This is a genomic window from Rhizobium sp. 'Codium 1' (genome assembly GCF_020889605.1).
GTDB classification, from domain to species: Bacteria; Pseudomonadota; Alphaproteobacteria; order Rhizobiales; family Rhizobiaceae; genus Allorhizobium; species Allorhizobium algae.
This window is the reverse complement of record NZ_JAJGPW010000006.1, coordinates 165,977-190,554: the sequence shown is the minus strand read 5'-3', so window position 1 is coordinate 190,554 and position 24,578 is coordinate 165,977. Positions and strand designations below refer to the sequence as shown.

Here is a 24,578-nt window from a genome sequence, read left to right as displayed (position 1 = left end):
GAGGACGCCATGCTGAGCTTCATCCGAAAACGCGCTGTGGCCAGTCTGATCTCCCTGATCGGGCTCGTGGTCATGGTCTTCTTCCTTTCCAGACTGACAGGCGATCCGGCGGCCCTCTTCCTGCCGGTGGAAGCCTCGGAGGAGATGAAGAACCAGTTCCGGGAACTGCATGGTCTCAATGATCCCCTGCTCGTGCAGTTCAGCCGCTACGTCGGCGATGTCATGACAGGAGACCTCGGCGAATCCCTGCGCAAGGCGCGCCCGGCACTGGACGTCGTGCTTGAGGCTTTCGTCTGGACCCTGTGGCTCGCGGTCATCACCATGAGCCTCGTGACGGTTGCAGCCATCGTTGTCGGCTCGCTGGCCGCTTTCCGGGCCGGCGGCTTCTTCGACCGCTTTTCCTCGATCGTGTCCCTCGTCGGGGCCTCGGTTCCCGATTTCTGGCTGGCGATCGTTGCCATCGTCGTTTTTGCCGTAAACCTCGCCTGGCTGCCGACTTCGGGGACCGGTTCGATCTGGCACTGGATCCTGCCGATATCAGTGCTTTTCGTCCGCCCCTTCGGCATTATCGTTCAGGTCGTCCGGGGTTCGATGATCACCGCGCTTTCCTCGGCCTATGTGAAGACTGCGCGGGCCAAGGGTGTGAAATCCACCCCGATCATCTTCATTCATGCGCTGCGCAATGCCATGCTTCCCGTCATCACAGTGATCGGTGATCAGGCCGCGAGCCTGCTCAACGGCGCCGTCATCATCGAGACCATTTTCGGCTTTCCCGGTATCGGCAAGCTGATGATCGATTCCATCCTGCAGCGCGACTTCAACGTCGTGCTTGCCGCGATCCTTGTCACGGCGCTCGCCATCTTCCTCATGAACCTGCTGATCGACCTCGCCTATGCGCTGCTTGATCCGCGCATCCGGAACTGAGGAGGACACGATGTCCATCGACGCCACCGTCATCATCGACGAGCCTCCCTTCTTCAAACGCATGTTCCGCATGCTGCTCGCCGACAAGTTCGCGCTTTGCGCCGCGATCTTTCTCCTCATCATCCTGGTGATGGCCGTCATTGGCCCCAGCTGGCTTGGTGATCTTGCCACCAAGCAGAACCTGCGGGGCCGAAATGCAGCGCCCTTCGATTTCGAGAGGGTATGGGTCTGGTGGATGGGGGCTGACGCGCTCGGTCGGCCGCTCTTGGCCCGCATCATCGTGGCCACCCAGAACACCGTGATGGTCGCGGCCGGTGCCGTGCTGATTTCAGCTGTCATCGGGACGGTTCTGGGCCTGATCGCCGGCTTTACCACGCCGCGCGTCAGCCAGATCATCATGCGTCTGGCAGACGTCATCATGTCTTTTCCGTCGCTGCTGATCGCGGTTATCGTCCTCTATATCCTGGGGTCTTCGATCCTCAATCTGATGATGGTGCTCGCGATCACCCGGATCCCGGTCTATTTGCGCACCACACGCGCGGAGGTGCTGGAAATCCGCGAACGCATGTTCGTGCAGGCGGCACGTGTCATGGGAGCGTCGAGCAAGCGCATCCTGTTCCGGCACATCCTGCCGGTGGTTCTCCCGACCCTGACCACGCTCGCCACACTCGACTTTGCCTATGTGATGCTTGCCGAAAGTGCCTTGTCCTTCCTCGGCATCGGCATCCAGCCGCCGGAGATCACCTGGGGCCTGATGATCAGCCAGGGGCGCCAATATCTCACCAATGCCTGGTGGCTTTCCTTCTGGCCGGGGCTCGCGATCATCCTCACGACGATGTCGCTGAACCTTCTGTCCAACTGGCTGCGGATTGCGCTCGATCCGGTGCAGCGCTGGCGCCTGGAAATGAAAGGGGCCAAGCATGGCTGACCATCTTCTCGAAGTCCGCAACCTCTCGGTCGAATTTCATACCGCGGTTGGCGTGGTGAAGGCCGTACGCGACATGTCGTACCATCTGGATCGCGGCGAGACGCTGGCGATCCTCGGCGAAAGCGGTTCGGGCAAGTCGGTGTCGGCTTCGGCGATCATGGACCTCATAGACATGCCGCCCGGTCGCATCTCCTCGGGTGAGATCCTGCTTGATGGTGTCGACCTGCTGACGATGCCCCTGTCGGAGCGTCGTGAGATCAACGGTCGCAAGATTGCGATGATCTTCCAGGATCCGCTCAGCCATCTCAATCCGGTCTACACCGTCGGCTGGCAGATCCGGGAGGCCCTCACCACCCATGGGACAGAGCGCGCGAAGGCGCAGGCCGAGGCACTCCGGCTTCTCGGACGCGTCGGCATTCCCGACCCCGCGCATGCGCTCGACAAATATCCGCACGAGTTCTCCGGCGGTCAGCGTCAGCGTGTCATGATCGCCATGGCGCTTGCCCTGCGTCCCGACCTTCTGATCGCGGATGAGCCGACAACCGCGCTCGATGTCACCGTGCAGGCCGAGGTGCTGGCGCTTCTCAAGGAGTTGCAGCGCGAGACCGGAATGGCCGTCCTTATCATCACACACGATCTCGGCGTGGTGGCCGAGATCGCGGACCGTGTCGTGGTGATGGAGAAGGGCGTTCTGGTCGAGGCCGGCATGGTGCGTGAGGTCTACAAGAACCCGCGGCATGCCTATACGAAAAAACTGATCGCTGCAGCGCCCGGCAAGGGCGAGATGCATGATCCGCTGAAGGGTGAAGAACCGGTCTTGCGTGTGCGGGACGTGCATAAGAACTATGGTGCCTTCACGGCATTGAAGGGTGTATCCTTCGACCTTCTGGCCGGCGAGACTCTTGCCATTGTTGGCGAAAGCGGTTCGGGCAAATCGACGCTCGCCCGCATCCTGCTCAGGCTCGACGAACCGGATTCGGGCACCGCGCTGTGGAAGGGCAGGGACTTGTTCCAGCTGTCGCCGGCGGAGCTTTACAAGCTCAGGCGCGACCTGCAGATGGTTTTCCAGGACCCCACCCAGTCGCTCAATCCACGCATGACCGTCTACCAGCTCATTTCAGAAGCCTGGGTCATCCACCCCGATATCTTGCCCAAGGCGAAGTGGCGGGACCGGGTTGCCGAACTGCTGACCCAGGTGGGCTTGGGGCCTGAGCATATGGGTCGCTACCCGCACCAGTTTTCCGGCGGACAGCGCCAGCGCATCGCGATTGCCCGGGCGCTTGCGCTCGAGCCGCAACTGATCATCTGCGACGAGGCCGTATCCGCGCTGGACGTGTCGGTCCAGGCGCAGGTCATCGCGCTTCTCGACGGGCTGCGAAAGACGATGGGCATCGCCTTCATCTTCATTGCGCATGATCTGCCCGTGGTGCGCGACTTCGCGGATCACGTGATGGTCATGCAGAAGGGCGAGGTCGTCGAGCTTGGGACCGTGCGCGAAATCTTCGACACACCGCAGAAGCCTTATACCCAGGCGCTGCTCGCTGCCGGGCTCGATCCCGATCCAGATGTGCAGGCGCAGAACCGCGCTGCCCGTCTGAGCCGCGCCTCCTAACCTTTAGAATTACCGGAGAATACCCATGTCGAAAAAGGCCTTCGTCGCGCTCGTCACCTGCTTCAACGAGGACGAGACGATCAATTACGAAGCCACACGTGCGCAAGTCCGCCGTCAGGTCGCGGCTGGCAACAACATCATGTGTGCCGGCACCAATGGTGATTTCTCGGCGCTGACCTTTGAGGAAAAGGTGACGCTTGCCGAAGCGGTGGTCGACGAAGTCGGCGGGCGCGTCGACGTGATCGTCAATGCCGGCATGCCGGCGACCTTCGAGACGATCAAGCTCGCGAAGGAATTCGACCGTATTGGCGTGACGGCCATCGCCGTCATCACGCCCTTCTTCATCGCCTGCACCCAGGACGGCCTTGTCAGGCATTTCTCGACTGTTGCGGATGCGGTGAAGACGCCGATCTATCTCTATGACATTCCGGCCCGCACGCAGAACCACATCGAGCCGGAGACGGCACGCAAGCTTGCGTCCCATGGCAACATCGCCGGCATCAAGGACTCGGGTGGTGCCAAGGAGACACTGGAAGCCTATCTCGCGGTGTCTCGCGACATGCCGGGCTTCGATGTCTATTCCGGTCCTGATCATCTCGTGCTCTGGGCGCTGCAGAACGGCGCTGCAGGCTGCATTTCCGGCCTCGGCAATGCCCTTCCCGATGTGCTGGCCGGTATCCTGAGGGGCTACAATAGCGGCGATCTCACCGAGGCCGAGCGCCAGCAGACGGTCTTTACCGCCTTTCGCACGGATCTTTACGCCCTTGGTTTCGCGCCTGCTATGGTCAAGCGGGCGCTTTACCTGCAGGATGCGACAGTCGGCGCCAGTCGGCAGCCGGCGCTGCTGCCGGATCCGGAGCAGGACGCGAAGGTCGCGGAGATCCTGCGGCGATATGGTGTTGTCGCCAGGGGCTGATCGGCAGTCCTCGCGGACTGCGCCTCATTCCGCCTGGTCGTGCCGGTACCGCGGTCGTTTCAGTCGTGTGTCTGTTCCGTAACACGGTTGGGTATCGGCCTCGCCGGGCTCTCCGGACGGAGCCGGGAACGGGTCAGCGTGCCGCCGGCCGGCTGATGAGCCGATCATCGCTCATAAGGCGATGGGTTTCAGTGTCACGTCGCGGGGCCGGTGGACAACCCTTCATCGTTCTGTTCGAGCGCGCAGCGCGTCGACGAGACGAGCAAGGGCATCGTCGTTTGGAAAGATGTCGACGACCTCACTCATCCTGATCGTGCGCCATAGGCTTCGAGATGTTGCGGATTATCTGTCGAGCCGCAATCATCAGGGGCTCGTGGACGGGCTTGAGCAGTTCGATACGGTCGAATTTGTCGGGCTGAGCCGCCAGAGAATGGCGGAGCGCTGCTCCGAATTCTCGTCGCAGTTCGGTGCCGATGTTGAATTTGCAGATCGTCGTGCTCTTTGCCAGGCGGGCGCGTTGTGCGACGGGAACCCCCGATCCTCCATGAATGACGAGCGGAACACTGGTACGCTCGGAAATCTCAGCAATGCGATCCTCATCAAGGCCTTTATCGACCCCGATCTGAAGATGGACATTGCCGACCGAAATGGCCATGGCATCGACGCCCGTCTCGCGCGCGAAGATCTCGGCCTCTGCCGGCTCAGTTCCCTTCGATCCTGCGCCTCCCGCATATCCGACAAAGCCAATCTCGCCTTCGCATGACACCCCTGCAGCGTGCGCCATGGCCACAATGGAGCGGGTTTGCGCGATATTATCCTCCAGAGAAAGCTTCGATCCGTCGAACATGACCGAGGTGAAGCCGCAACGAATTGCTTCTTCGCATTCGGCATGTGTGTAGGCATGATCCAGATGCAGCACGACCGGGACGCTGACGCTTTCGGCGAGCCAACGCATCATCGCCCCCAGCACCGGGAGCGGGGTATGCGCCCGGCATCCGGGTCCTGCCTGCAGAATCACGGGACAGGATTCCGCCTCGGCCGCCTGGGCATAGGCGCGCATGTCCTCCCAGCCGAGGCAGACCAGTCCGGCGACGGCATAGCCGCCTCGCAAGGCGGGCTGGAGGACTTCGGCCAGCGTGGCGACGGTCATTTGAACCTCGCCACCATGTCCATGATGCCGGGAATGGTCTTCAACTGATCGGCATGAGTGGGCTGGAAATACTGCTTCAGGCTGCGCTGGCTGAGGCCACCAAGGACGGTGAAATAGTACATCTCGTAACCTGGCAGCACGCAGCACGGGTGGTAGCCCTTGTCGAGCACGATCGTCGATCCGTCGACGACGTGGTAGGCATCGCCCGGTTCGTTGTCGACACGTTGCAGCATCTGCAGACCGGAGCCATGGTTGGGCTTGAAGCGGAAATTGTAGGTCTCATCGTGCCGGGTCTCCTCCGGCAGCCTGTCGGTGTCGTGCTTGTGGCTGGGAAAGCCCGACCAGCCACCAGTGCCGACAGTGTAGAGTTCGCTGACCAGCAAACGGCCGACCCGGTCGTGGTAGGCGCTTCCAAGAACATGCTTGATCTTGCGGTGGGTCTTGGTCTCGTCCGAGCCGTACTGGACCACGTCCAGATCCTGGGCGCGCACGGCGAAAGGCTTGAGCGTCTCGGCAAATTTCGCCCCCGCCACGAAGACCTCCGCCGTTTCGCTCCGGCAAGTTATGCGGGCAGCGACATCGGTCGGGACATAGACGCCTTCCGGATCGCCATCCCAGACGTCGGTGACGCGGGTGCCGATGTCGGCGAATGTCTCTCCGGCGCATTCCACCGTTACCGTGCCGGTGGCGGGAACGATGCAGGTCTCGTAACCGGCGAGCCGGTAGTCGAACGTCTCTCCGCGCCTGAGCTTGACGATGTTGAAATAGTTCAGCGGAACCAGCTTGTGGTCTATGCCGACGATCGGCTCGTTGCGATTGTCATAGGGCGGAATGTGCATGAAGGGGCTCTCCGTTTCAGTCGACCAGTTCAGGGCCGAGATGCGAGGCAAGGAACGCGTCAAGTTCCAGGCGGGTCGGCATGGCCGGGGCGCAGCCCGGCCTCGAGACGACGATGGACGCGCAGGCCGATCCGCGCAGGACCGCTTCCGTCAACTCACGGCCGTCAGCAAGGCTCGACAGCAGGCCGGCCATGAAACTGTCTCCGGCGCCGGTCGGCTTGAGCGCCTGGACCTTGTAGATCCCGGTCCGCGTTTCGGTCTGGCCGACCAGGGTGATCGCCCCGCGATGGCCCATCTTGTAGACCACCATGGCAGCACTCGTGCGCGCCAGGTCGCGGGCCATGTCCAGGCCGCGGTCGATGCCGCCGGCCATGAAGCCAAACTCCTCCTCGTTGCCGACGATGATGTCGGCAAGCGCGCCCGCTTCCGACAGAACCGAACTGGCGACCTCCGGCGAGGGCCAGGAATAGGGCCGGTAGTCGACATCGAAGATCACCGGCATGCCGGCGGCCCTTGCCCGCTTGAACCCGTGGAAGGCTGCGCTCCGTGACGGCTCGGCGGCGAACACCGTGCCCGCCGCGATCACCGCGCCGTAGGGCGCGAGATCGACCGCATCCATGTCGGCGGCATCCATCTCGAAGTCGGCGGCGCCATTGCGGTAGATGACGCTCTGGTGCCCTTCCAGTCGCGATTCGTAGATGGCGAAGGAATTGCGGCGCTCAGAGGCACCGGGACCGGAGACCGGGTGGACGTGATCGGCACTGACGCCGTATCGCCGCAGTCTGGCGACGCAATAGCGGCCGACAGCATCGTCGGAGACGCGGGTGGCGAGCGCGGCCACTCCGCCCAGCTTGACGAGCCCCACGGCGATGTTGGCGGCCGAGCCGCCGATGTCGACGCGCAGCAGTTCAGCGTCCTCGATGGCCGTGCCTGGCGGTTCCGGGAAAGTATCCATGCCTACGCGGCCGACGACGAGAAAGCTGTTGCGTCCGATGCCGGACAATACCCGATCCATCATACGCCCTTTCTCTGACGATGGCGGCTGTCTTCGACCTTCCTGTGGGCATCGAGAACGCGCTCACTTCCGGAGACCTGCGGCGTGCCGACCTCCCACCAGGTATGTCCTTCCTGCGTCCAGCCCTCGTAGGGGTCGACCTTCATCACGATAACGCTGGTGCGGCTGCTGGCCTTGGCCGCCTTGAAGGCGTTGCCCAGTTCCTCCGGGCTGGTCACGGAGACGGCCTCGGCGCCCATGGCGGCTGCATGGGCCTCGAAGTCCACAGTGAACGGGGCGGGAATGGTCGGGCAATCGGCGATCAGGTTGTTGAAGCTGTCGCCTCCCATGTTGTTCTGCAGCTTGTTGATGACGGCGTAGCCGCCATTGTCCAGTACCAGGATGATCAGCTTCTTGCCGGTCAGCGCCGCGGAGTAGATGTCGGAATTCATCAGCAGGTAGGAACCGTCGCCGACGAAGACAATCGTGTCCCGGTCCGGTTCACGTTCCGACTGGGCGATGCGCGCACCCCATCCCCCGGCAATCTCGTAGCCCATGCACGAAAAGCCGAACTCGACGTCCACCGTTCCGACTTCCAGCGTGCGCCAGTTGGCCGTCAGTTCCGCGGGCAGCCCGCCCGCCGCAGCAACAACGCGGTCGCGCTTGTCGCACAGTGCGTTCACGACGCCGATCGCCTGAGCATAGGAGTTGGGCCGGTTGCCGGGCGCTACGTTCGTCGCGACATAGGCGTTCCACGCCTTGCGCTCGCCCGCGGCGGCTTCGACCCAGGTGCCGGGCGCCCGATAGGCGTCGAGCGCCTCGCCAAGCGCGAGCAGGCCGAGTTTCGCGTCGCCGACGACCGGCAGTGACAGATGCTTCATCGCGTCGTGACGGGCCGCGTTCAGGCCGATGATGCGGGCGTCATGAGCAAAGGCAGTCCAGGAGCCTGTCGTGAAATCCTGCATGCGGGTGCCGACAGCCAGAATGACATCGGCTTTCTCGGCAATGGCGTTGGCGCTGTTCGAACCGGTGACGCCGAGCGGGCCGATGTTGAGCTCATGATCGTTGAGGAGGTTTGCGCGCCCGGCAATGGTCTCGACGACGGGGATGCCGTGACGCTCGGCGAAGGCAGTGAGTTCGGCCACGGCCTGGGAATATTGCACGCCGCCGCCGGCGATGATCATCGGCCGCTGTGCCGTCTTCAGCAGCGCGGCGGCGTCGGCGATCTCGGCGATGTCGGGGGTCTGGCGGCGAATCCGGTGGATGCGCTTGTCGAACAGGGAGACCGGGTAGTCGTAGGCCCAGCCCTGAACATCCTGCGGAAGCCCGATGAAGGCCGGGCCGCAGTCGGCCGGATCGAGCATGGTGGCGATTGCCGCCGGCAGCGCCTGGATGATCTGCGCGGGGTGGGTGATCCGGTCCCAATAGCGCGTGACGGACTTGAACGCGTCGTTGACGCCGAGCGTCGGGTTATTGAAGTGTTCGAGCTGCTGCAGGACCGGATCCGGCAGCCGGGTGACGAAGCTGTCGCCGCACAGCATCAGCATCGGCAGCCGGTTGGCATGCGCCAGGGCGGCGGCCGTCAGGAGATTGGCGGTGCCGGGTCCGGCCGAGGCGGTGCAGAACATGAAGCGCTGGCGCAGGTGGTACTTGGCATAGGCGGCGGCGGCGAAGCCCATGCTCTGCTCGTTCTGGCCGCGATAGAGCGGCAGTTCGTCGCGAACGGCATAGAGGGCTTCGCCGAGGCACGGCACATTGCCGTGGCCGAAAATGCCGAATCCGCCGCCGCACAACCTTGTCTCCCGCCCGTCGATCACGACGTACTGGTTCACCAGGAATCGTACGATCGCCTGCGCGGTCGTCAGGCGTACGGTTTCTACGGGCTTGGTCATGTCTCTCCCTCGACCGGCTATCTTTTTTTGGCTAGCCGACACATTTAGGCCGTTGATTAAAGCTTGAACCCACGTTACCAATTTTGCAACCGCTTGCAAAAAGTTTTTTTGGCGGATGGGAGGGAAGCATGACCGAGATCGGAATCGGCATCATTGGCGGCGGCTATATGGGCAAGGCCCACGCGGTCGCCTATGCGGCCGTAGGTGCCGTGTTCAACACCGAGCTTCGGCCGCGCCTGGAGATGGTCGCCGCCTCGAGCCCCGATACGGCGGAGCGCTATCGGGCCGCCTACGGCTTTTCGCGGGCGACGGCAAACTGGCAGGAACTGGTCGATGACCCGATGGTTCAGGCCGTCGTCATCGCGGCGCCGCAGTCGCAGCATCGCGCGATCGCCGAAGCGGCTTTCGCGCGCGGCAAACCGGTGTTCTGCGAAAAACCGCTGGGCGCATCGCTGGCCGATAGCCAGGCCATGGTCGAGGCGGCGGATAAGGCGGGTGTCGTCAACTTGGTCGGCTTCAACTACATCCGCACGCCGGCAACGCAATTTGCAAGGCAGCTGATCGAGGATGGGGCGATCGGCCGAGTGACCTGGTTCCGGGGCGAGCACACCGAGGACTTCCTGGCTGATCCGCTGGCGCCGGCCACCTGGCGGACCGAGGGCGTGTCCAATGGCACGATGGGCGATCTCGCCCCGCACATGATCAATTGTGCCTTGACCCTGCTCGGCCCTATCGCGTCGCTCAGCGCAGAGATCGAGACCGTTCACAAGGAGCGCCCGTCGCCGGAGGGTATGCGCGCGGTCACCAACGACGACCAGGCGCATCTCATGTGCCGCTTCGAGAGCGGCGTGATGGGTCACCTCTTTTTCAGCCGCGTGGCGACCGGGCGGAAGATGGGATACGCCTACGAGGTGCATGGCACCAAGGGCGCGATCCGCTTCGATCAGGAAGATCAGAACGCGCTCTGGCTCTATCTCGCCGAAGGGCCGGCCGCACAGCGTGGGTTTCGCAAGATCCTGACAGGCCCCGAACATCCCGACTACCAGCCGTTCTGCCAGGGGCCGGGCCACGGCACCGGCTACCAGGACCAGATCATCATCGAGGCTCGCGACTTTCTCGAGGCTATCGCCACAGGAAAGTCGGCCTGGCCTTCCTTCAAAGACGGCATGATCGTCAATCAGATCGTCGCCGCCGCCCTGCACTCTGCCGCCGAAAAACGGTGGGTTGCCATCTCATCGATCTAGAAAAGGAAACTGTCCGATGACGATCCGTATCGGAAATGCCCCGTGCTCGTGGGGCGTCGAATTTGCCAGCGACCCGCGCAATCCCAGCTGGCAGACGGTGCTGAAGGAATGCGCGCAGGCCGGCTACAAGGGCATTGAACTGGGGCCGGTCGGCTTCATGCCGGAAGACCCGGCGGTGCTGGCCGAGGCCCTTGACGAGCACGATCTTGAGCTCATCGGTGGCGTCGTGTTCCGGCCGTTTCATGATCCGGCCCAGTGGGACGACGTGCTTGACGCGTCCGTGCGCACCTGCAAGGCGCTGGTCGCGCACGGTGCCCGGCACCTCGTGCTGATCGACAGCATCTCGCCGCGGCGTGCGCCGACAGCGGGGCGTGCCGGCGAGGCCGAGCAGATGGGGGCGGATGAATGGCGGGCCTTCCGCGACCGCATCGCCCACGTCGCGCGGCTGGGCGCGGAGGAGTTCGGCCTGACGGTTGGCATCCACGCCCATGCCGCCGGCTTCATCGATTTCGAGCCGGAACTGGAGCGACTGCTTGATGAGGTCGATCCATCCGTGCTGAAGATCTGCTTCGACACGGGCCATCACACCTATGCAGGCTTCGATCCCGTGGATTTCATGAAGCGCCACGCCGGACGAATTTCATACATGCATTTCAAGGATATAGACCCTGTCGTCCGCGCCGATGTGGTGGCCAATCGCACTGGCTTCTATGATGCCTGCGGCCAGGGGATCTTCTGCAATCTCGGCAAGGGCAGCGTCGATTTCTCGGCGGTACGCGACGTTCTGATCGATCATGGCTTCGAAGGCTGGTGCACCGTCGAGCAGGATTGCGATCCGACGCTCGGAGGCAGGCCGGTGGTCGATGCAATTGCCAACCGCGAATATCTCGAATCAATCGGGTTCAAGTGAGGAGCGCTGACATGAAGAAGCTGAAATGGGGCATGATCGGTGGCGGGGAGGGCAGTCAGATCGGCCCGGCTCATCGGCTTGGCGCCCAGGCCGATGGCCTGTTCACCCTGACCGCGGCGGCGCTGGACGTCAATCCGGAGAAGGGACGCGAATATGCGCAGCGCCTGGGCTGTGCCGCCGACCGGGCCTATGGCGACTGGACGGAAATGCTGGCCGGCGAGCGCGGCCGTGACGACCGCGTCGATCTCGTTACAGTTGCCACACCGAACTCCACCCATTTCGAGATCACCAAGGCCTTCCTTGAGGCCGGATTCAACGTCCTTTGCGAAAAGCCGATGACGATGACGGTCGAGGAAGGGGAGGAGATCGTGCGTGTGGCGCGGGCAAGCGGCCGGATCTGCGCCGTCAATTACTGCTACAGCGCCTATCCGATGGTGCGCGAGATGCGGCACATGGTGGCGAGCGGCCAGATCGGCAAGGTGCGGCTCGTCATTACCAATTTCAGCCATGGCCACCATGGCAATGCAGCCGATGCCGACAATCCGCGCGTGCGCTGGCGCTACGACCCGGCAATGGCGGGCATTTCCGGCCAGTTTGCCGACTGCGGCATCCATGCCCTGCACATGGCATCGTTCATCACCGGTGACGAGGTGCGCTCGCTGTCGGCGGACTTTGCCTCCACCATCGATAGCCGTACGCTGGAAGACGATGCGATGGTCAACTTCCGCATGGAGGGCGGCACCGTCGGGCGGCTATGGACATCGTCGGTCGCCATTGGCCGCCAGCACGGTTTCGACATTCAGGTCTTCGGTGAGACCGGCGGCATGCGCTGGGCGTCAGAGCAGCCGAACCAAGTGTATTACACTCCGGTCGGCGGTCGGACGCAGATCATGGAAAAGGGCGAGTCCGGCCTGTCGGACGAGGCGACCCGCCTCAGCCGCGTCGCGATCGCCCATCCGGAAGGCTTCCCGCTGGCCGTCGCCAATATCTATGTCGATCTGGCGGCTGCCATTGCCGGGGAAAACCGGGCGGCGCTGCCGAGCGCTGCGGACGGGCTGCGCTCGATGGCGGCCGTGCACGCGGCGGTGGATTCGGCCGGGCGCGGCGGTGCCTGGGTCGATGCTCGGCCGACGATGTTTCGCTGAGGATCCGCTAGGGCAGGGGGCGCAAGGTCTTGCGCTCCACCAGCCGGCACGGGAAAATGCGGGCCTCGGGGTGGCGCTCGGAGTCCTCCATCAGTGACACGACCAGTTCGATCGATGACTGGATGATCTCCTTCACCGGCAGATGGATGGTCGTCAGGGCGATGTTTTCCCAGCCGGCAATCTGCATGTTGTTGAGCCCGATAATCCCGACGTCGTCGGGAATGGCAAGGCCGCCGTCCTTCAGCGCGCTCATTGCGCCAATCGACAGCACGTCGTCGCCGCAGAAATAGGCCTCGGCCAGATCCCCCGCCGCCATCAGGCGCTGCATTTCCGCCCGCCCCGCCTCGAAGGAATAGGCGCTTGCAAAGGATTCGGTGTAGCGCATGGCGGGATGCGCACGGATCGCCTCGTGGAATCCCGCGCGCCTGTCGATCGTCGATGTCGCCTGCTCCGGTCCGCCAAGAAAAGCCACCCGCCTGTAGCCGCGCTGGATCAGCGTGTCTGCAGCGATACGGCCGCCAGTGACGTTGTCGATCCCGACCACATTGACGTTGGGGGACGAAGACCAGCGCCCGAAGGAGTGAACCACAGGCATGCCGGCGTTCTTGAACGCTTCGGCAAAATGCGGGGGAAGGGTGGATGAGGCCACTATCACCCCGTCGACAGAGTATTGTCGAAGCATCCGCAGCGACTGCGCCGGGTCGATCTCGTTCGAGAGGTTGACCAGCAGTGGCCGAAGCCCGCGCTCCTGCAGGTGCCGGGTGAACAGGTCGAAGACCTGCAGGAAGATCGGATTGTGAAAGTTGTTTGAGACGAGGCCGATCAGCTTGGTGCGCCCGGTGCTCAGGGCGGAGGCCAGGGCGCTTGGCGTGTAGCCCAGTTCGCGCGCCGCCTTTTCAACCTTGTGTCGGGTCTTCTGCGAGACCGAGGCGCCCTCGGTGAAAGTGCGCGATACCGCGGAGGGCGAAACGCCGGCGCGGGCAGCCACATCGTTCAAGGTCACCGGCAAGTCATTGTCTCCATCCGAGTCGTTTGCTTGGGGTCTCATCCGGTCTGTATCATGGCCGCTAGGGCAATACAATTTTTGCAAGCGGTTGCAAAATTCCGCAAGATGTGGTTCCCTAATGCGGCGGGACGGTCAAGGGAACAGGATTGCCGCCCCGCGAGGATATTTACCCGGGAGGAACACCATGAAATCCGTGATGAAGACACTTCTGGCGACGGTGACCGTCGCACTGACCCCGCTTATGGCTGTCTCGACGGCCCAAGCCGAGGGCGAAACCTATGTGCTTGTCAGCCACGCGCCAGACAGCGACACCTGGTGGAACACCATCAAGAACGGCATTGCGCTGGCCGGCAAGCAGGTCGGAGCGAACGTCGAATACCGCAATCCGCCGACCGGCGATATTGCCGACATGGCCCGCATCATCGAGCAGGCAGCGGCCTCGGCGCCGGACGGCATCATCACCACACTCGCCGACTTCGATGTGCTCAAGGGGCCTATCAGGGCCGCCGTCGACCAGGGCATTGATGTCATCATCATGAACACAGGGACCCCGGACCAGGCGCGCGAAGTGGGTGCGCTGATGTATGTGGGGCAGCCGGAATACGATGCCGGCGTCGCCGCCGGCATGCGCGCGAAGAGCGAGGGCGTGACGAAGTTCCTTTGTGTCAACCACGCCATCCAGCAACCGACTGTCGGCGAACGCTGCCGCGGCTACGCCGACGGCCTCGGCATCGATCTCGGCAATTCCATGATGGATTCCGGCACCGACCCGGCGGAAATCAAGAACAAGGTGCTTGCCTATCTTTCCGCCAATCCGGACGTGAACGGGATCCTGACGCTCGGGCCGGTCTCCGCCGATCCGACCATCGCGGCGCTCAAGGAAAACGGGATGGCCGGCGCCGTCCACTTCGGCACCTTCGACCTCGGCGAAGAAATCGTCAAAGCGATCAAGGACGGCGTCATCAACTGGGGCATCGACCAGCAGCCGTTCCTGCAGGCCTACATGCCCGTCGTGATCCTCGCCAACTGGGATCGCTACGGCGTGCTGCCGGGCAACAACATCAACTCCGGCCCGGGCTTCGTGACCAAGGACGGTCTCGTCAAGGTCGAGAAGTTCGCCGGCGAGTATCGCTGATCCCGACGGTCTGAGGATCGTTCTGGCGCGTGCACACGCCTTGGGCGTGTGGACCGCCTTGGCTGCGGCTTGCCCTTGCAGGGCGCGGCCACTTCCATCAATCGACGAGTGAAACTGGGGACAGGCCATGTCTGACGCCACACAAGGCGACGCCGTCATCGACGAGCGCATCAAAGAAATGTCGGCATTTCGCCGCTGGCTGATCCGGCCGGAACTGGGCGGGATCTGCGGAACCATCATCGTTTTTGCCGTTTTTGCCGTTTTTGCTTCCGGCAGCGGCATGTTCTCAGGCCAGGGCATCCTCAACTGGGGACTGGTCTCGGCCCAGTTCATGATCATCGCGGTTGGCGCCTGCCTACTCATGATCGCCGGCGAGTTCGACCTGTCGGTCGGCTCCATGATCGGTTTCGCGGGCATGATGATCGCGATCTTCGGCGTGGTACTGGCCTGGCCGATGTGGATCGTCATCATCGTCACGTTTGTGATCTGTGTCCTCATCGGTGCCCTCAATGGCTACATCGTCATTCGCACCGGACTTCCCAGCTTTATTGTGACACTTGCCTCTCTCTTCATCCTGCGCGGGTTCACCATTTACCTGCCGCAAACGATCGAGCGTAAAACCATCATCGGCGGCATACGCGATGCGGCTGAAGGCGATTGGCTCGCGACGGTCTTCGGCGGAAAAATCGGGGCGCCGCTGTTTCAATGGCTGGGCGATGCCGGCATCCTCACCGTCTTCGATCGTGGCACCAATATTGGCAAGCCCGTGGTTGATGGCATTCCGATGCTGGTCGTCTGGGCTCTCGCGCTCATCATTTTCGGCCATGTTCTCCTCACCCGAACCCGGTTTGGCAACTGGATCTTTGCTGCAGGTGGTGACGCAGAGGCGGCCCGCAATTCCGGCGTGCCGGTGGCTCGGGTCAAGGTCCTGATGTTCATGTTCACGGCCTTCTGTGCGACCGTCTTCGCCACCTGCCAGGTCATGGAATTCGGATCAGCAGGTGCCGATCGCGGCCTGCTGAAAGAATTCGAGGCCATTATTGCCGTTGTCATCGGCGGAGCCTTGCTGACCGGCGGTTATGGTTCGGTCATCGGTGCGGCACTCGGAGCGCTGATCTTCGGCGTCGTGCAACAGGGCCTGTTCTTTGCTGGCGTGGAGAGTTCCTTGTTTCGCGTCTTCCTCGGGTGCATCCTGCTTATGGCAGTGATCCTGAACACCTATATCCGCCGTGTCATTACGGGAGAACGCTGATGTCCGATCCCATCATCCGGATGATGAATATCGAAAAGCACTTTGGCTCCGTCATCGCGCTGGCCGGCGTTACGGTGGAAGTATATGCCGGTGAATGTCATTGCCTGCTCGGCGATAACGGTGCTGGCAAATCCACCTTCATCAAGACCATGTCAGGTGTCCACAAACCGACCAAAGGACAGATCGAGTTTGAAGGGCAGCCCCTGCAGTTCGATGACCCGCGTGACGCCATCGCCGCTGGTATCGCAACGGTGCACCAGCATTTGGCGATGATCCCGCTGATGTCCGTGGCCCGCAATTTCTTCATGGGCAATGAACCAGTCAAGAAGGTGCTGGGCATCAACTTCTTCGACCACGCTTATGCCGATCGGGTGACCATGGAGGAAATGCGCAACATGGGCATCAGCCTGCGCGGTCCCAACCAGGCAGTCGGTACGCTGTCTGGCGGTGAACGGCAGACCGTAGCCATCGCAAGGGCGGTGCATTTTGGCGCAAAGGTCCTGATCCTCGATGAGCCGACTTCTGCGCTCGGCGTTCGCCAAACCGCCAACGTCCTCGCGACCATCGACAAGGTTCGCAAGCAGGGGATCGGCGTGGTCTTCATCACCCACAACGTCCGCCATGCGCTCGCCGTGGGTGACCGCTTCACGGTTCTCAATCGCGGCCGAACCCTCGGTACGGCTTTGCGAGGCGACATCTCTTCAGAAGAGCTTCAGGACATGATGGCCGGCGGTCAGGAATTGGCGACGCTCGAAGGTTCCCTCGGCGGGACCGTTTGACGGCATGGGGAGAGGTGGTGGTTCGGAAGGACGGGGCGGGTAGAAATCCAACCCGCTCGGCGTGCCTGAACCGTCACCATCCTCCAACTGATGCTGAAATCTGCTGTACTGATCCGGTTCAGGCTCGATAGGCGCAGCGACCAGATGTGCAAGAGCCGGCAGCTGGAAGCCTCCGGCTTCCCGGTGTCAGTGACGCGGATGATCGTTCGTCCAACACAAAAAAGTTGTGGCGACGATATCGGAAGCCCACTCCCGGAGCATGTTCCTCAGCTTGAGGGAGGGCTTGCCGCCGGTGCCGAACGGTCAAGCCAAGCTCACTATCTCCGCCCACCATCCTCGATGATACCTCCCTGGGGTTTCACTGCTCCGAGAAGGCGCGCGACATGCTGTCGGTTATGGGCTTTGCGATGTAGTTGAAGAAGGTTCTTTCGTTGGTCTGGATCATCACTTCCGCCGGCATGCCGGGGGTCGGTGTGAAGCCGTGCACACGCGCCAGCTCAGTGGGCGCAATGTTGATCCGGGCGAGGTAGACGTCGTTTGAGGAGGCTGATCCGTTTCCCGACTGCTGAAGCGCGTCGGCGGAGAGATAGAAGACCTCCCCCTGGATCACAGGCGTCGTTCTCTGGTTCAGTGCGACCAGCCGAACGGTTGCTTCCTGCCCGAGCTTGACGCTGTCAATATCATTGCGCGAAATCTGTGCCTCGATGATCAGCGGTACGTCAGCCGGCAGGATCTCAAGGATTGCCTTGCCGCTTTCTATGACACCGCCATTGGTGTGATAGTGGATCCGAACGACGGTCCCGGAAACCGGTGCATTGATCGTTGCGCGCTCCAGGATGTTGGACGCCTCCCGCAGCTGCTGTCGCACCATGTCACGCTCGCCCTGTATGGCCTGCAGGCGCTCCAATGCGTCTTCCCGATAGGCACTTGTGGCGCGCAGCACCTCCTGCTCGCCTTTCGTTCGCTGTGTCTGGGTCTCGGCGATTTCCGCCTCCAGTCTTCCGATCTGACCTTCCGCCTCGGCAATCGCCCGGAGAATGGCCTTGACCTCGTTTGCGCGTGCAACACCCTTCTTCAGCAGGATCTCCTTTGCCGCATATTCATCCTTCAGGAGATCGAGCTGACGGATCGATGCATCGCGCTGCCTCGTATAGCCAATCTCACGGAATTCGAGCGCCCTGATATTCTGCTGCAGCAGGGCGATCTCGCTGGACAGCTTTTGTTGTTGGGATCTGAAGCTGAGTTGTTGGCTGACAAGGATCGCCCAGACATCGGTATCGCCGCGGTATTCTTTCACCAAGGAGGAGAGATCGAGCTTTTCCATGGTCTCGAATTGCGCGGTCAACCGCGCTGCGGTCACATCGAGTCGCATATGGCGCAGAAAAAGTTCGCGTTTCTTCGCCAGCGCCGCAGTCTCGTCCAGTTGCACGAGAGCCTGTCCTTCGACCACCTCGTCACCCTCGCTGACGAGAATCTGCTCGATGATGCCACCTTCCAGATGCTGCAGGATCTTGTTCTGGCCGGTGGCGACGAAGCTGCCCTGGGCAAGGACCGCGGCGGCAAGCGGCGCTGTCGATGCCCATGTGCCAAAACCGCCGAAGGCGACGGCCACGAGAACGAGGCCGACAATCGTCTGCTTGCGGATCGATCGTGGCACTTCGGAATACCACTCGATGTCGTGGACCTTGGCGATGTCTGCCATGCGCGTCGCCTCCTATTGTAGCTGGTGACCAAACGAGCCGCTTTCGATATCGATGCCGCGGGCCTGCAACGCCTTCAGCACATCCATGCGCATGCCGAACAGGGCAACGGTGCCATTGACCAGCAGCAGGATCTTGTCGACGCTGGCGAGCAGGGACGGCCGCTGGGTGACGGTGATCATGGTGATCTTCTGTTCCCTGGCATGCTGCAAAGCCCGCATCAGCGCGACGTCGCCGGCACTGTCGAGGTTGGAATTGGGCTCGTCGAGCACAACCAGATGGGGATCGCCGAAAAAGGCACGCGCCAGGGCGATGCGCTGCTTCTGACCGCCGGACAGGGGAGAGCCATCGGCAGCCACCATCGTCTCATAGCCATGGGGAAGACTTGCGATCATCTCGTGCACGTCGGCAAGCATTGCAGCGCGATAGATCTGTTCATCGTCCGCATCGGACCGCATCCGGGCGATGTTGGCCTTGATCGTTCCGGGGAACAGCTGCACGTCCTGCGGCAGATAACCGATGTTCTCGCCGAATTGGCGTTGGTCCCAATTGCGCAGATCCATCAGGTCGAGGCGGACATTGCCGGATGTGGGCAGGATCGATCCGACGAGCATCTTGCCCAGCGTGGTCTTTCCCGCACCGGAATTTCCGATGACGGCAAGCGACTCGCCGGGCTGCAGAGCAAAGGAAATTCCGTTCAGCACAACCCGCTTGGTCCCCTGTGGCACATAGAGCAGCCGCTCCACGTCGAGCCGCCCTTCTGGTTTCGGCAGGTTGAGGCGCTCGAAATTGAGCGGCGAGGCTCTGAGCAAAGTGGCGATCCGACCATAGGCGGCGCGCGACTGGCTATACTGGTTCCATCCTTCGATGGCGCCTTCGATGGGCGCCAGCGCGCGCCCTGCAATGATCGAAGATGCGATGACCATGCCACCGGTCAATTCGCCTTCGATCGACAGGTAGGCTCCCCAGCCGAGCATAGCCACCTGAGTGAGGAGGCGCACGCCTTTCGACACGGCTGCGATCGCGATATTCCGGTCCTGCGCAATCACCTGCGCCTTGAGGGATGCGGCGGTGTCCTTGCCCCAGATGTGCACAGCCTCCGGGATCATCGCCAAGGCGTTGATGATCTGCGAATTGCGCGTCATCGAATCCAGATGCAGGTTGGCCTTGACCTGCGCCGCATTCGCATCGGCAAAGGGTAGCGCGGTCGTGCGCTGGTTGATCTGTGTGAATACCAGCAACAGCACCGCCGAGACCACGACGATGGAGCCAAGATGCGGGTGGATGAGGAACACCGCGAGCAGGAAAATCGGCGCGATCGGGGCATCCAGGAAGGCGAGCAGCGTGCGCGAAACGAGGAACGATCGAACCTGCTGCAGGTCACCGAGGGTCTGGTATTCCCGCCCGTTTCCCTGCAGGGACGCCCGCGCTGCCGCACTCAGGATCGGTGCTCCGAGTTGAGCTGCAAATTCCACCGCGGTTCGCATGAGGATGAAACGGCGCAACGCGTCGAAAGCCGCCTGCAGAACGATTGCACCGACGATCACGATCGTCAGCATGATCAGCGTATCAGTAGACCGGCTGGTCAGGACCCGGTCCGAGATCTGGAACAGATAGATCGGTATGGCCAGCACAAGCACGTTGCTGGCGACAGTAAATATCATGACGATCAGAAGGTTGCGCTTGACCGCCTGAATCCCGGCCTTGAGGCTGGCATTGAAATCGACCTGTCCCAGCCGCTTGTGGAACGTGCCGCTGCCCCCGCCGCCACCCTTGCCGCTCCTTGTTGCGGGCGAGCTGTCCGTGTTTGCCGGCTCGGCTTTGACGGGGCCCTGATCCCCGTCAATCACCTTCATGCCGTCCGGCGCTCTGGATTCGAGCGGACGAGCCTTCGGTTCATCTTCCTCCGGCGGCGGCTCTTGCCTGGCCTCTGCCTCTGCCGCCGGTTCGGCCAGAGATGTCTCCGCAGCGGGGCGTTGGCTGTAGGCAACTCGCAAGTTGTTCGGCGGGCGGTTCGGCTCTGCCGCTACTGACGACTGAAGTTTGGAGCTGTCGATTTCGGCTTTGAGATAGTCTTCGACGGCTTGTTCGAGCTGGGCATAGGGGCCACCGGTATCGTTCGATGCTTCCAACCGTGGCATTTTCGGAGCCGGGGCCTCTGCGGATTTGCTCGGGGGCTCCAGCCGCTTACGGATCTCCGTCATTCAAGTCCCCTTCAATGGCCTATCATGCTGTTCACGCCATCACCCGTATGGCCGTCGTAGTCTGACGGCAGACAAGAGGCATCGTGTGTCGTCGCGTGATCGTTTTGGTCGAGCATGGAATCATCGAGAAAAAGCACGGCTTCGTTGACCAGGGCATCCGGATTCGGGCTGCCGAAATCGGGATGCGACGAGATCAGTTCCGCCTGAAAAAGCGTTTCCTGCGAATATTGTTCTCCGCCGATATAGGTCTTGCCCACCGAATCTAGATCGATGATCGTTGCATTGTTGATCAGCGCGTTGGATCCTGTTTCGATTGTCCAGCTGGCGTCCAGATCCGGGGCGATTGCATTCATCGCCAGCGCGATCTGATCGTTGTCACCGAGAATGTTCGTCTGGCGAATGTATTGAAGGTTTATCAGGTCGCCGCTGACATAGAGGACTCGCAAGCCCTGAAGCCCCGCAAAGTCCGGGTTGGACAGCAGTTCCGGCGCGATATTGCCCTCGCCATCGGCAAAGGACTCCAGCGTGCCGATCTGGTCCTGCGACAGACTGTCGAAACGGTCGGCATCGCCGATCGTGCTGATACGGGCCTGATTCCAGAGCAGGTTGCCGGATGAGGAAAAGGAGCCTTCGCCCGATGTCTGGAAATCGGCCGTTGTGCCGACCAGATCATTGTCGAACAGGATGTTCATCTGGTGGATGATGTTTGCGTCGTAGATCGAACCGCCAATGATGATCAGGTCGTAGGAAAAGCCCAGTTCGAAGACCGAAGCATGATTGACGCCGAAATTGTCGCCGGCGATCACGCTCGTGGTGACGCCGGACGACGAGAGAATTCCGACATCATTGTCACTCATGAAGATGATCTGCTCAAGCCAGTTGACGATCATCAGGTCGCCATGGATCTCGGTAACGGCCCAGAATGCAGGATAGCCATTGGCGCTGCTCGCTTCGGTCGCCGAGCCGTTGGACGTGTCCAGATGATCGAACGTGGCGACATTGAAAATTTCGTTCGCGGCAGCATCATTGGTCCAGTTGCTGACCGTCGACGTGATCGAGTCGGTGTCCCAAAGGGCGTTGATCTGAACAATCGCGTTTACCTCGATATGATCTCCAGCCACGAGGGTGGTCGTTGCTCCGGTCCAGAAGTTCTGCAGCACGACATTGTTGATCAGAGTATTGCCGCCGGTAAGCACTTCCACAGAAGCGTTCATGGCGATGGTGCCGTTGTCCGAAATCCAGGTGTTGGAGCCCCCGTTGTCGGTGTCTTCTTCCTCGCTCTCGTCGCGGCCGATGGAATGATAGTCCTCGATGAGCGGGACCTCCTCGACCAATTCGCCGTTGACATAGGTACCGTCAATTGACGCTGTGCTGATGTGGACCTGAACCGCGTCACTGTCGTCGGGTACATCCTCGAGCTGTTCGATGATTGTCTTGATCACGCCGATCAGGTCTTCGCTCGAACCCGCCCGCGCGAACTCTCCGAGAGGCGACAGAGCAGAAGCCTTTTCGAAGCCCTCCAGTACGGTGGCGTCATCGACGGCTTCAGCATCGAAGGTCAACCCATGTCCACCGACGCCGAAATAGTCGTCATCGGACAGACTTATGGCCTGGCTGAAATGATTGACGATCGATCCCGGCGGGTCGATCTCTGCGGAGAAGGACTGCACCGTCTTCATGGGTGCGCCCAGAGCATCCCTGAGCGTATCGGGAAATGGGCGGCCTTCCATGGCATAGCCGACCGTTCTGCCGGCAGGGAGGGGCGGTGCGTCAGCGAGCCTTGTCGGGACATACCAGTGATCGGGCGCCGGAGAACGATAGCCGAAACCCGGATCAAACCCCAGAAGGTCGAAGGGCGCCCCGAAATCGCTGCTGTGGACCGATAGCTTCTCGACGTGCAACTCGGCCTTTGTGAAGCCGAATTCAGTGTAAGCTTCCCGGGCCCGTGCATTTTCGACGCTGATATGGAAGAAGCCGATGAAGTGACTGATCTCTTCGGTAAATTTGTCCATCGTTGTCAAGGCCGTAACTCCTTGTTCCTGCGGTGCCGGCATGACTGCGCGTCATGAGGCATAAAGGAGCTGCGCAGGAAGCCTGCGCAGCCCCGTGGTGTCTATTTCGTGGCTAAGTGCGATCCAGGCTTACACGCCGTCGTCGCCATCCTCGCCCACGACCGTGCTGGTCAGGCTGCCGCCGACAACTGTCATGTCGATGGCATTCTGCTGCAGGTTGGCGCCCATGACGATGTCCTGGTTGAAGGCACTGGTGTCGATGCCAGCATCTGCGCTCGCAGAACTGTTGCCGGTGACAAACCCGTCATCACCATTGCCCGAGCCCCAGGAGCCGCCATCGCCCACGCCACCATAACCGGTGGACGCACTGCCGCCCGCGCCGCCGAATGCGCCGTCGCCGCCCTGAGCCCAGCCGCCGACTGCGCCGCCACCGGTGCCGGATGTCCAGGCGCCGCTGAGAGCCGCGCCGCCATCGCCACCGTCTGCCCAGGATGCACCGCCCCAGGCGTCACCGCTGTTGGCATTGCCGGATGCACCGCCGCCGCCATTGCCCGCAGCACCTGCGCCACCGTCCCCGCCGACACCGAGGCCCGCGCCATTGCCCGCGCCGAGGCCAAGCCCCATGCCGCCGGCATCGCCACCGTCACCACCATTGCCGGCATTGGTTGCCGAGCCGCTGCCACCGCCAGCGCCTCCGGCGCCACCGCCCGTTGCTGCGCCGCCAGTATTGCTGCCACCGGAGCCACTGCCTCCGGCATTGCCGCCTTCATTGTCGATGAGGATCGGGTTGATCAGGCCCAGCGACAGGCCGAGGCCGTTGCCGCCTTCGCCGCCTGTGGCTTCGCTGTCACCGGCGTCGTCCGCGTCGCCGCCTTCAGCGTCCCCGCCGTTGCCGCCTTCGCCACCGCTGCCTGTGCCATTGCTGCCGCTCGCGCCTTCACCAGCCATAGCCAGACCGGCTCCCAGACCAAGCCCGAGGCCAAGGCCAAGGCCGACGCCAGATGCGCCATGGCCGCCGTCACCGCCGATGCCGATGCCGCCGAATGCAGCGCCGGAGTCAGCACTGCCGGAGTCACCGTCGCCGCCGTCGGAGTCGCCGCCATCGCCATCGCCACCCTCAGCGCCGCTGAGCGCCAGGCCGCCAAGCCCGATGCCGCCGAGTGCCGCGCCGCCGAATGTGGTGCCGCCGTCTCCTCCATTGCCACCGTCAGCGTCGGCATTGCCGCCACCGTTTCCGCCTTCGCCGCCGCCACTGATGCCTTCTTCGGCCTTGGCAATGCCGCCATTGGCTCTGGCATCTACCGCGAAGCTGGCTTCGTTCCTGACTTCGGCATTGTCCAGCCTGTCATTGTCCTGGAGGTTGGCGATCTGGTTGAAGACATTGCCACTGTCGTTGCCTTCTCCGGTGAGAGCACCATTCATGATGTCCTCGAACTGGACATTGAACAGGCCGTCCACGGACGAGCCCTTGGACACATCGATATCGGCGAAATCATCGTCTGTGGGGAGGTAGCCCTCAATCCCGGGATCTACCGTCACGCCGACGGAAACCGTTGTGGAGCTGACGTTTTCATTGACGTTGAGATTGGCATTCAGGTTCCCGTTACCGTTCAGGTTCCCATTGCCGTTGCCGTTGAGATTGCCGTTACCATTGAGGTTGCCGTTACCGTTGAGGCTTTCGGACGTGCTCGACTGATGCTGTCCCTGGCCTTGTCCCTGGGCTTGAGCCTCTAGTTGAGCCTGTGCCTGAGCCTGCAGTTCGCTCTGCGCCTGCTCTTGTTCCTGCTCATTGCCGTTGTCGTAGTGCTGCCTCGATCTGCCTGCCATAGTCGTATCCTCCGTCATCGGATTCCGCGACTGCTTGACCGTTATTCATCTTCTATACGGTCTTCACATGCGAATTCCGGATTGATCTGTGGTTGAAAGATGATTCCCC

The 24,578-nt window shown here is 62.1% G+C and carries 19 protein-coding genes; 10 read left to right on the top strand and 9 right to left on the bottom strand.

The features are described from left to right. The first annotated feature begins 9 nt into the window (after positions 1-9). Genes LJE98_RS15735 through LJE98_RS15720 form a run of 4 tightly spaced genes read left to right on the top strand, consistent with a single transcriptional unit; the run spans position 10 to position 4,380 of the window. The gene (locus LJE98_RS15735) at positions 10-924 is read left to right on the top strand and encodes an ABC transporter permease (RefSeq protein ID WP_229576167.1); all 915 of its coding nucleotides are present in this window, start codon (positions 10-12) and stop codon (positions 922-924) included. A gap of 10 nt (positions 925-934) precedes the next feature. After that, entirely contained in the window at positions 935-1,852 is a 918-nt protein-coding gene (locus LJE98_RS15730; RefSeq protein WP_229576166.1) for an ABC transporter permease, read from the top strand. Next, on the top strand, positions 1,845-3,464 hold the full coding sequence (locus LJE98_RS15725) for an ABC transporter ATP-binding protein (RefSeq protein WP_229576165.1): 1,620 nt from the start codon (positions 1,845-1,847) through the stop codon (positions 3,462-3,464). Before LJE98_RS15730 ends, LJE98_RS15725 begins: the two co-directional genes overlap by 8 nt. A gap of 25 nt (positions 3,465-3,489) precedes the next feature. Continuing rightward, on the top strand, positions 3,490-4,380 hold the full coding sequence (locus tag LJE98_RS15720; protein WP_229576164.1) for a dihydrodipicolinate synthase family protein: 891 nt from the start codon (positions 3,490-3,492) through the stop codon (positions 4,378-4,380). 298 nt (positions 4,381-4,678) lie between these two features. On the opposite strand, the gene LJE98_RS15715 is transcribed toward LJE98_RS15720, so the two are convergent. Genes LJE98_RS15715 through iolD form a run of 4 tightly spaced genes read right to left on the bottom strand, consistent with a single transcriptional unit; the run spans position 4,679 to position 9,255 of the window. Then, positions 4,679-5,530 carry a class II fructose-bisphosphate aldolase gene (locus LJE98_RS15715; protein ID WP_229576163.1) on the bottom strand — a complete coding sequence of 284 codons (852 nt, stop codon included), beginning with the start codon at positions 5,528-5,530 and terminating at the stop codon, positions 4,679-4,681. Next, positions 5,527-6,369, bottom strand: coding sequence for a 5-deoxy-glucuronate isomerase (locus LJE98_RS15710; protein WP_229576162.1), 843 nt, complete (start codon positions 6,367-6,369; stop codon positions 5,527-5,529). The genes LJE98_RS15715 and LJE98_RS15710 overlap by 4 nt, the downstream gene beginning before the upstream one ends. 16 nt (positions 6,370-6,385) lie before the next feature. Further along, positions 6,386-7,387 (bottom strand): PfkB family carbohydrate kinase, encoded by a 1,002-nt coding sequence (locus LJE98_RS15705; protein ID WP_229576161.1) that lies wholly within the window; start codon positions 7,385-7,387, stop codon positions 6,386-6,388. Further along, entirely contained in the window at positions 7,384-9,255 is a 1,872-nt protein-coding gene (gene iolD / locus LJE98_RS15700; RefSeq protein WP_229576160.1) for a 3D-(3,5/4)-trihydroxycyclohexane-1,2-dione acylhydrolase (decyclizing), read from the bottom strand. The genes LJE98_RS15705 and iolD overlap by 4 nt, the downstream gene beginning before the upstream one ends. Positions 9,256-9,383: 128 nt before the next feature. Between iolD and LJE98_RS15695 the strand changes: the two genes are divergently transcribed. The 3 genes from LJE98_RS15695 to LJE98_RS15685 are packed head-to-tail and all read left to right on the top strand — an operon-like array spanning position 9,384 to position 12,554. Continuing rightward, positions 9,384-10,499 (top strand): Gfo/Idh/MocA family protein, encoded by a 1,116-nt coding sequence (locus LJE98_RS15695; protein WP_229576159.1) that lies wholly within the window; start codon positions 9,384-9,386, stop codon positions 10,497-10,499. Positions 10,500-10,515: 16 nt separating this feature from the next. Next, positions 10,516-11,409, top strand: coding sequence for a TIM barrel protein (locus LJE98_RS15690; protein ID WP_229576158.1), 894 nt, complete (start codon positions 10,516-10,518; stop codon positions 11,407-11,409). A gap of 11 nt (positions 11,410-11,420) precedes the next feature. After that, positions 11,421-12,554 (top strand): Gfo/Idh/MocA family protein, encoded by a 1,134-nt coding sequence (locus LJE98_RS15685; protein ID WP_229576157.1) that lies wholly within the window; start codon positions 11,421-11,423, stop codon positions 12,552-12,554. Positions 12,555-12,561: 7 nt separating this feature from the next. Here LJE98_RS15685 and LJE98_RS15680 read toward each other — a convergent pair whose 3' ends face one another. After that, positions 12,562-13,557 (bottom strand): LacI family DNA-binding transcriptional regulator, encoded by a 996-nt coding sequence (locus tag LJE98_RS15680; RefSeq protein WP_229576156.1) that lies wholly within the window; start codon positions 13,555-13,557, stop codon positions 12,562-12,564. A 187-nt stretch (positions 13,558-13,744) separates the two neighbouring features. Between LJE98_RS15680 and LJE98_RS15675 the strand changes: the two genes are divergently transcribed. From LJE98_RS15675 to LJE98_RS15665, 3 genes are all read left to right on the top strand, one after another. Next, complete coding sequence (locus tag LJE98_RS15675; RefSeq protein ID WP_229576155.1) at positions 13,745-14,695, top strand: sugar ABC transporter substrate-binding protein; 951 nt, start codon at positions 13,745-13,747, stop codon at positions 14,693-14,695. A gap of 127 nt (positions 14,696-14,822) precedes the next feature. Continuing rightward, positions 14,823-15,947, top strand: a complete 1,125-nt coding sequence (locus tag LJE98_RS15670; RefSeq protein ID WP_229576154.1) for an ABC transporter permease — start codon at positions 14,823-14,825, stop codon at positions 15,945-15,947. Beyond that, positions 15,947-16,726, top strand: coding sequence for an ATP-binding cassette domain-containing protein (locus LJE98_RS15665; RefSeq protein ID WP_229576153.1), 780 nt, complete (start codon positions 15,947-15,949; stop codon positions 16,724-16,726). The genes LJE98_RS15670 and LJE98_RS15665 overlap by 1 nt, the downstream gene beginning before the upstream one ends. 358 nt (positions 16,727-17,084) lie before the next feature. On the opposite strand, the gene LJE98_RS15660 is transcribed toward LJE98_RS15665, so the two are convergent. The 4 genes from LJE98_RS15660 to LJE98_RS15645 form a co-directional block, all read right to left on the bottom strand. Further along, positions 17,085-18,428 (bottom strand): HlyD family type I secretion periplasmic adaptor subunit, encoded by a 1,344-nt coding sequence (locus LJE98_RS15660; protein ID WP_229576152.1) that lies wholly within the window; start codon positions 18,426-18,428, stop codon positions 17,085-17,087. A 12-nt stretch (positions 18,429-18,440) separates the two neighbouring features. Further along, a complete protein-coding gene (locus LJE98_RS15655) occupies positions 18,441-20,630 on the bottom strand; it encodes a type I secretion system permease/ATPase (RefSeq protein WP_229576151.1) in 2,190 nt (729 codons plus the stop codon). Positions 20,631-20,641: 11 nt separating this feature from the next. Beyond that, positions 20,642-22,642 carry a hypothetical protein gene (locus LJE98_RS15650; RefSeq protein ID WP_229576258.1) on the bottom strand — a complete coding sequence of 667 codons (2,001 nt, stop codon included), beginning with the start codon at positions 22,640-22,642 and terminating at the stop codon, positions 20,642-20,644. Positions 22,643-22,771: 129 nt separating this feature from the next. Continuing rightward, on the bottom strand, positions 22,772-24,469 hold the full coding sequence (locus LJE98_RS15645) for a hypothetical protein (protein ID WP_229576150.1): 1,698 nt from the start codon (positions 24,467-24,469) through the stop codon (positions 22,772-22,774). Positions 24,470-24,578 lie beyond the last annotated feature (109 nt).

Excerpts from the sequence above, each read along its gene's own strand:
- LJE98_RS15735 (WP_229576167.1), top strand. The coding sequence starts at position 10 with ATGCTGAGCTTCATCCGAAAACGCGCTGTGGCCAGTCTGATCTCCCTG.
- LJE98_RS15730 (WP_229576166.1), top strand. The coding sequence starts at position 935 with ATGTCCATCGACGCCACCGTCATCATCGACGAGCCTCCCTTCTTCAAA.
- LJE98_RS15725 (WP_229576165.1), top strand. The coding sequence starts at position 1,845 with ATGGCTGACCATCTTCTCGAAGTCCGCAACCTCTCGGTCGAATTTCAT.
- LJE98_RS15720 (WP_229576164.1), top strand. The coding sequence starts at position 3,490 with ATGTCGAAAAAGGCCTTCGTCGCGCTCGTCACCTGCTTCAACGAGGAC.
- LJE98_RS15715 (WP_229576163.1), bottom strand. The coding sequence starts at position 5,530 with ATGACCGTCGCCACGCTGGCCGAAGTCCTCCAGCCCGCCTTGCGAGGC.
- LJE98_RS15710 (WP_229576162.1), bottom strand. The coding sequence starts at position 6,369 with ATGCACATTCCGCCCTATGACAATCGCAACGAGCCGATCGTCGGCATA.
- LJE98_RS15705 (WP_229576161.1), bottom strand. The coding sequence starts at position 7,387 with ATGATGGATCGGGTATTGTCCGGCATCGGACGCAACAGCTTTCTCGTC.
- iolD (WP_229576160.1), bottom strand. The coding sequence starts at position 9,255 with ATGACCAAGCCCGTAGAAACCGTACGCCTGACGACCGCGCAGGCGATC.
- LJE98_RS15695 (WP_229576159.1), top strand. The coding sequence starts at position 9,384 with ATGACCGAGATCGGAATCGGCATCATTGGCGGCGGCTATATGGGCAAG.
- LJE98_RS15690 (WP_229576158.1), top strand. The coding sequence starts at position 10,516 with ATGACGATCCGTATCGGAAATGCCCCGTGCTCGTGGGGCGTCGAATTT.
- LJE98_RS15685 (WP_229576157.1), top strand. The coding sequence starts at position 11,421 with ATGAAGAAGCTGAAATGGGGCATGATCGGTGGCGGGGAGGGCAGTCAG.
- LJE98_RS15675 (WP_229576155.1), top strand. The coding sequence starts at position 13,745 with ATGAAATCCGTGATGAAGACACTTCTGGCGACGGTGACCGTCGCACTG.
- LJE98_RS15670 (WP_229576154.1), top strand. The coding sequence starts at position 14,823 with ATGTCTGACGCCACACAAGGCGACGCCGTCATCGACGAGCGCATCAAA.
- LJE98_RS15665 (WP_229576153.1), top strand. The coding sequence starts at position 15,947 with ATGTCCGATCCCATCATCCGGATGATGAATATCGAAAAGCACTTTGGC.
- LJE98_RS15660 (WP_229576152.1), bottom strand. The coding sequence starts at position 18,428 with ATGGCAGACATCGCCAAGGTCCACGACATCGAGTGGTATTCCGAAGTG.
- LJE98_RS15655 (WP_229576151.1), bottom strand. The coding sequence starts at position 20,630 with ATGACGGAGATCCGTAAGCGGCTGGAGCCCCCGAGCAAATCCGCAGAG.
- LJE98_RS15650 (WP_229576258.1), bottom strand. The coding sequence starts at position 22,642 with ATGGACAAATTTACCGAAGAGATCAGTCACTTCATCGGCTTCTTCCAT.
- LJE98_RS15645 (WP_229576150.1), bottom strand. The coding sequence starts at position 24,469 with ATGGCAGGCAGATCGAGGCAGCACTACGACAACGGCAATGAGCAGGAA.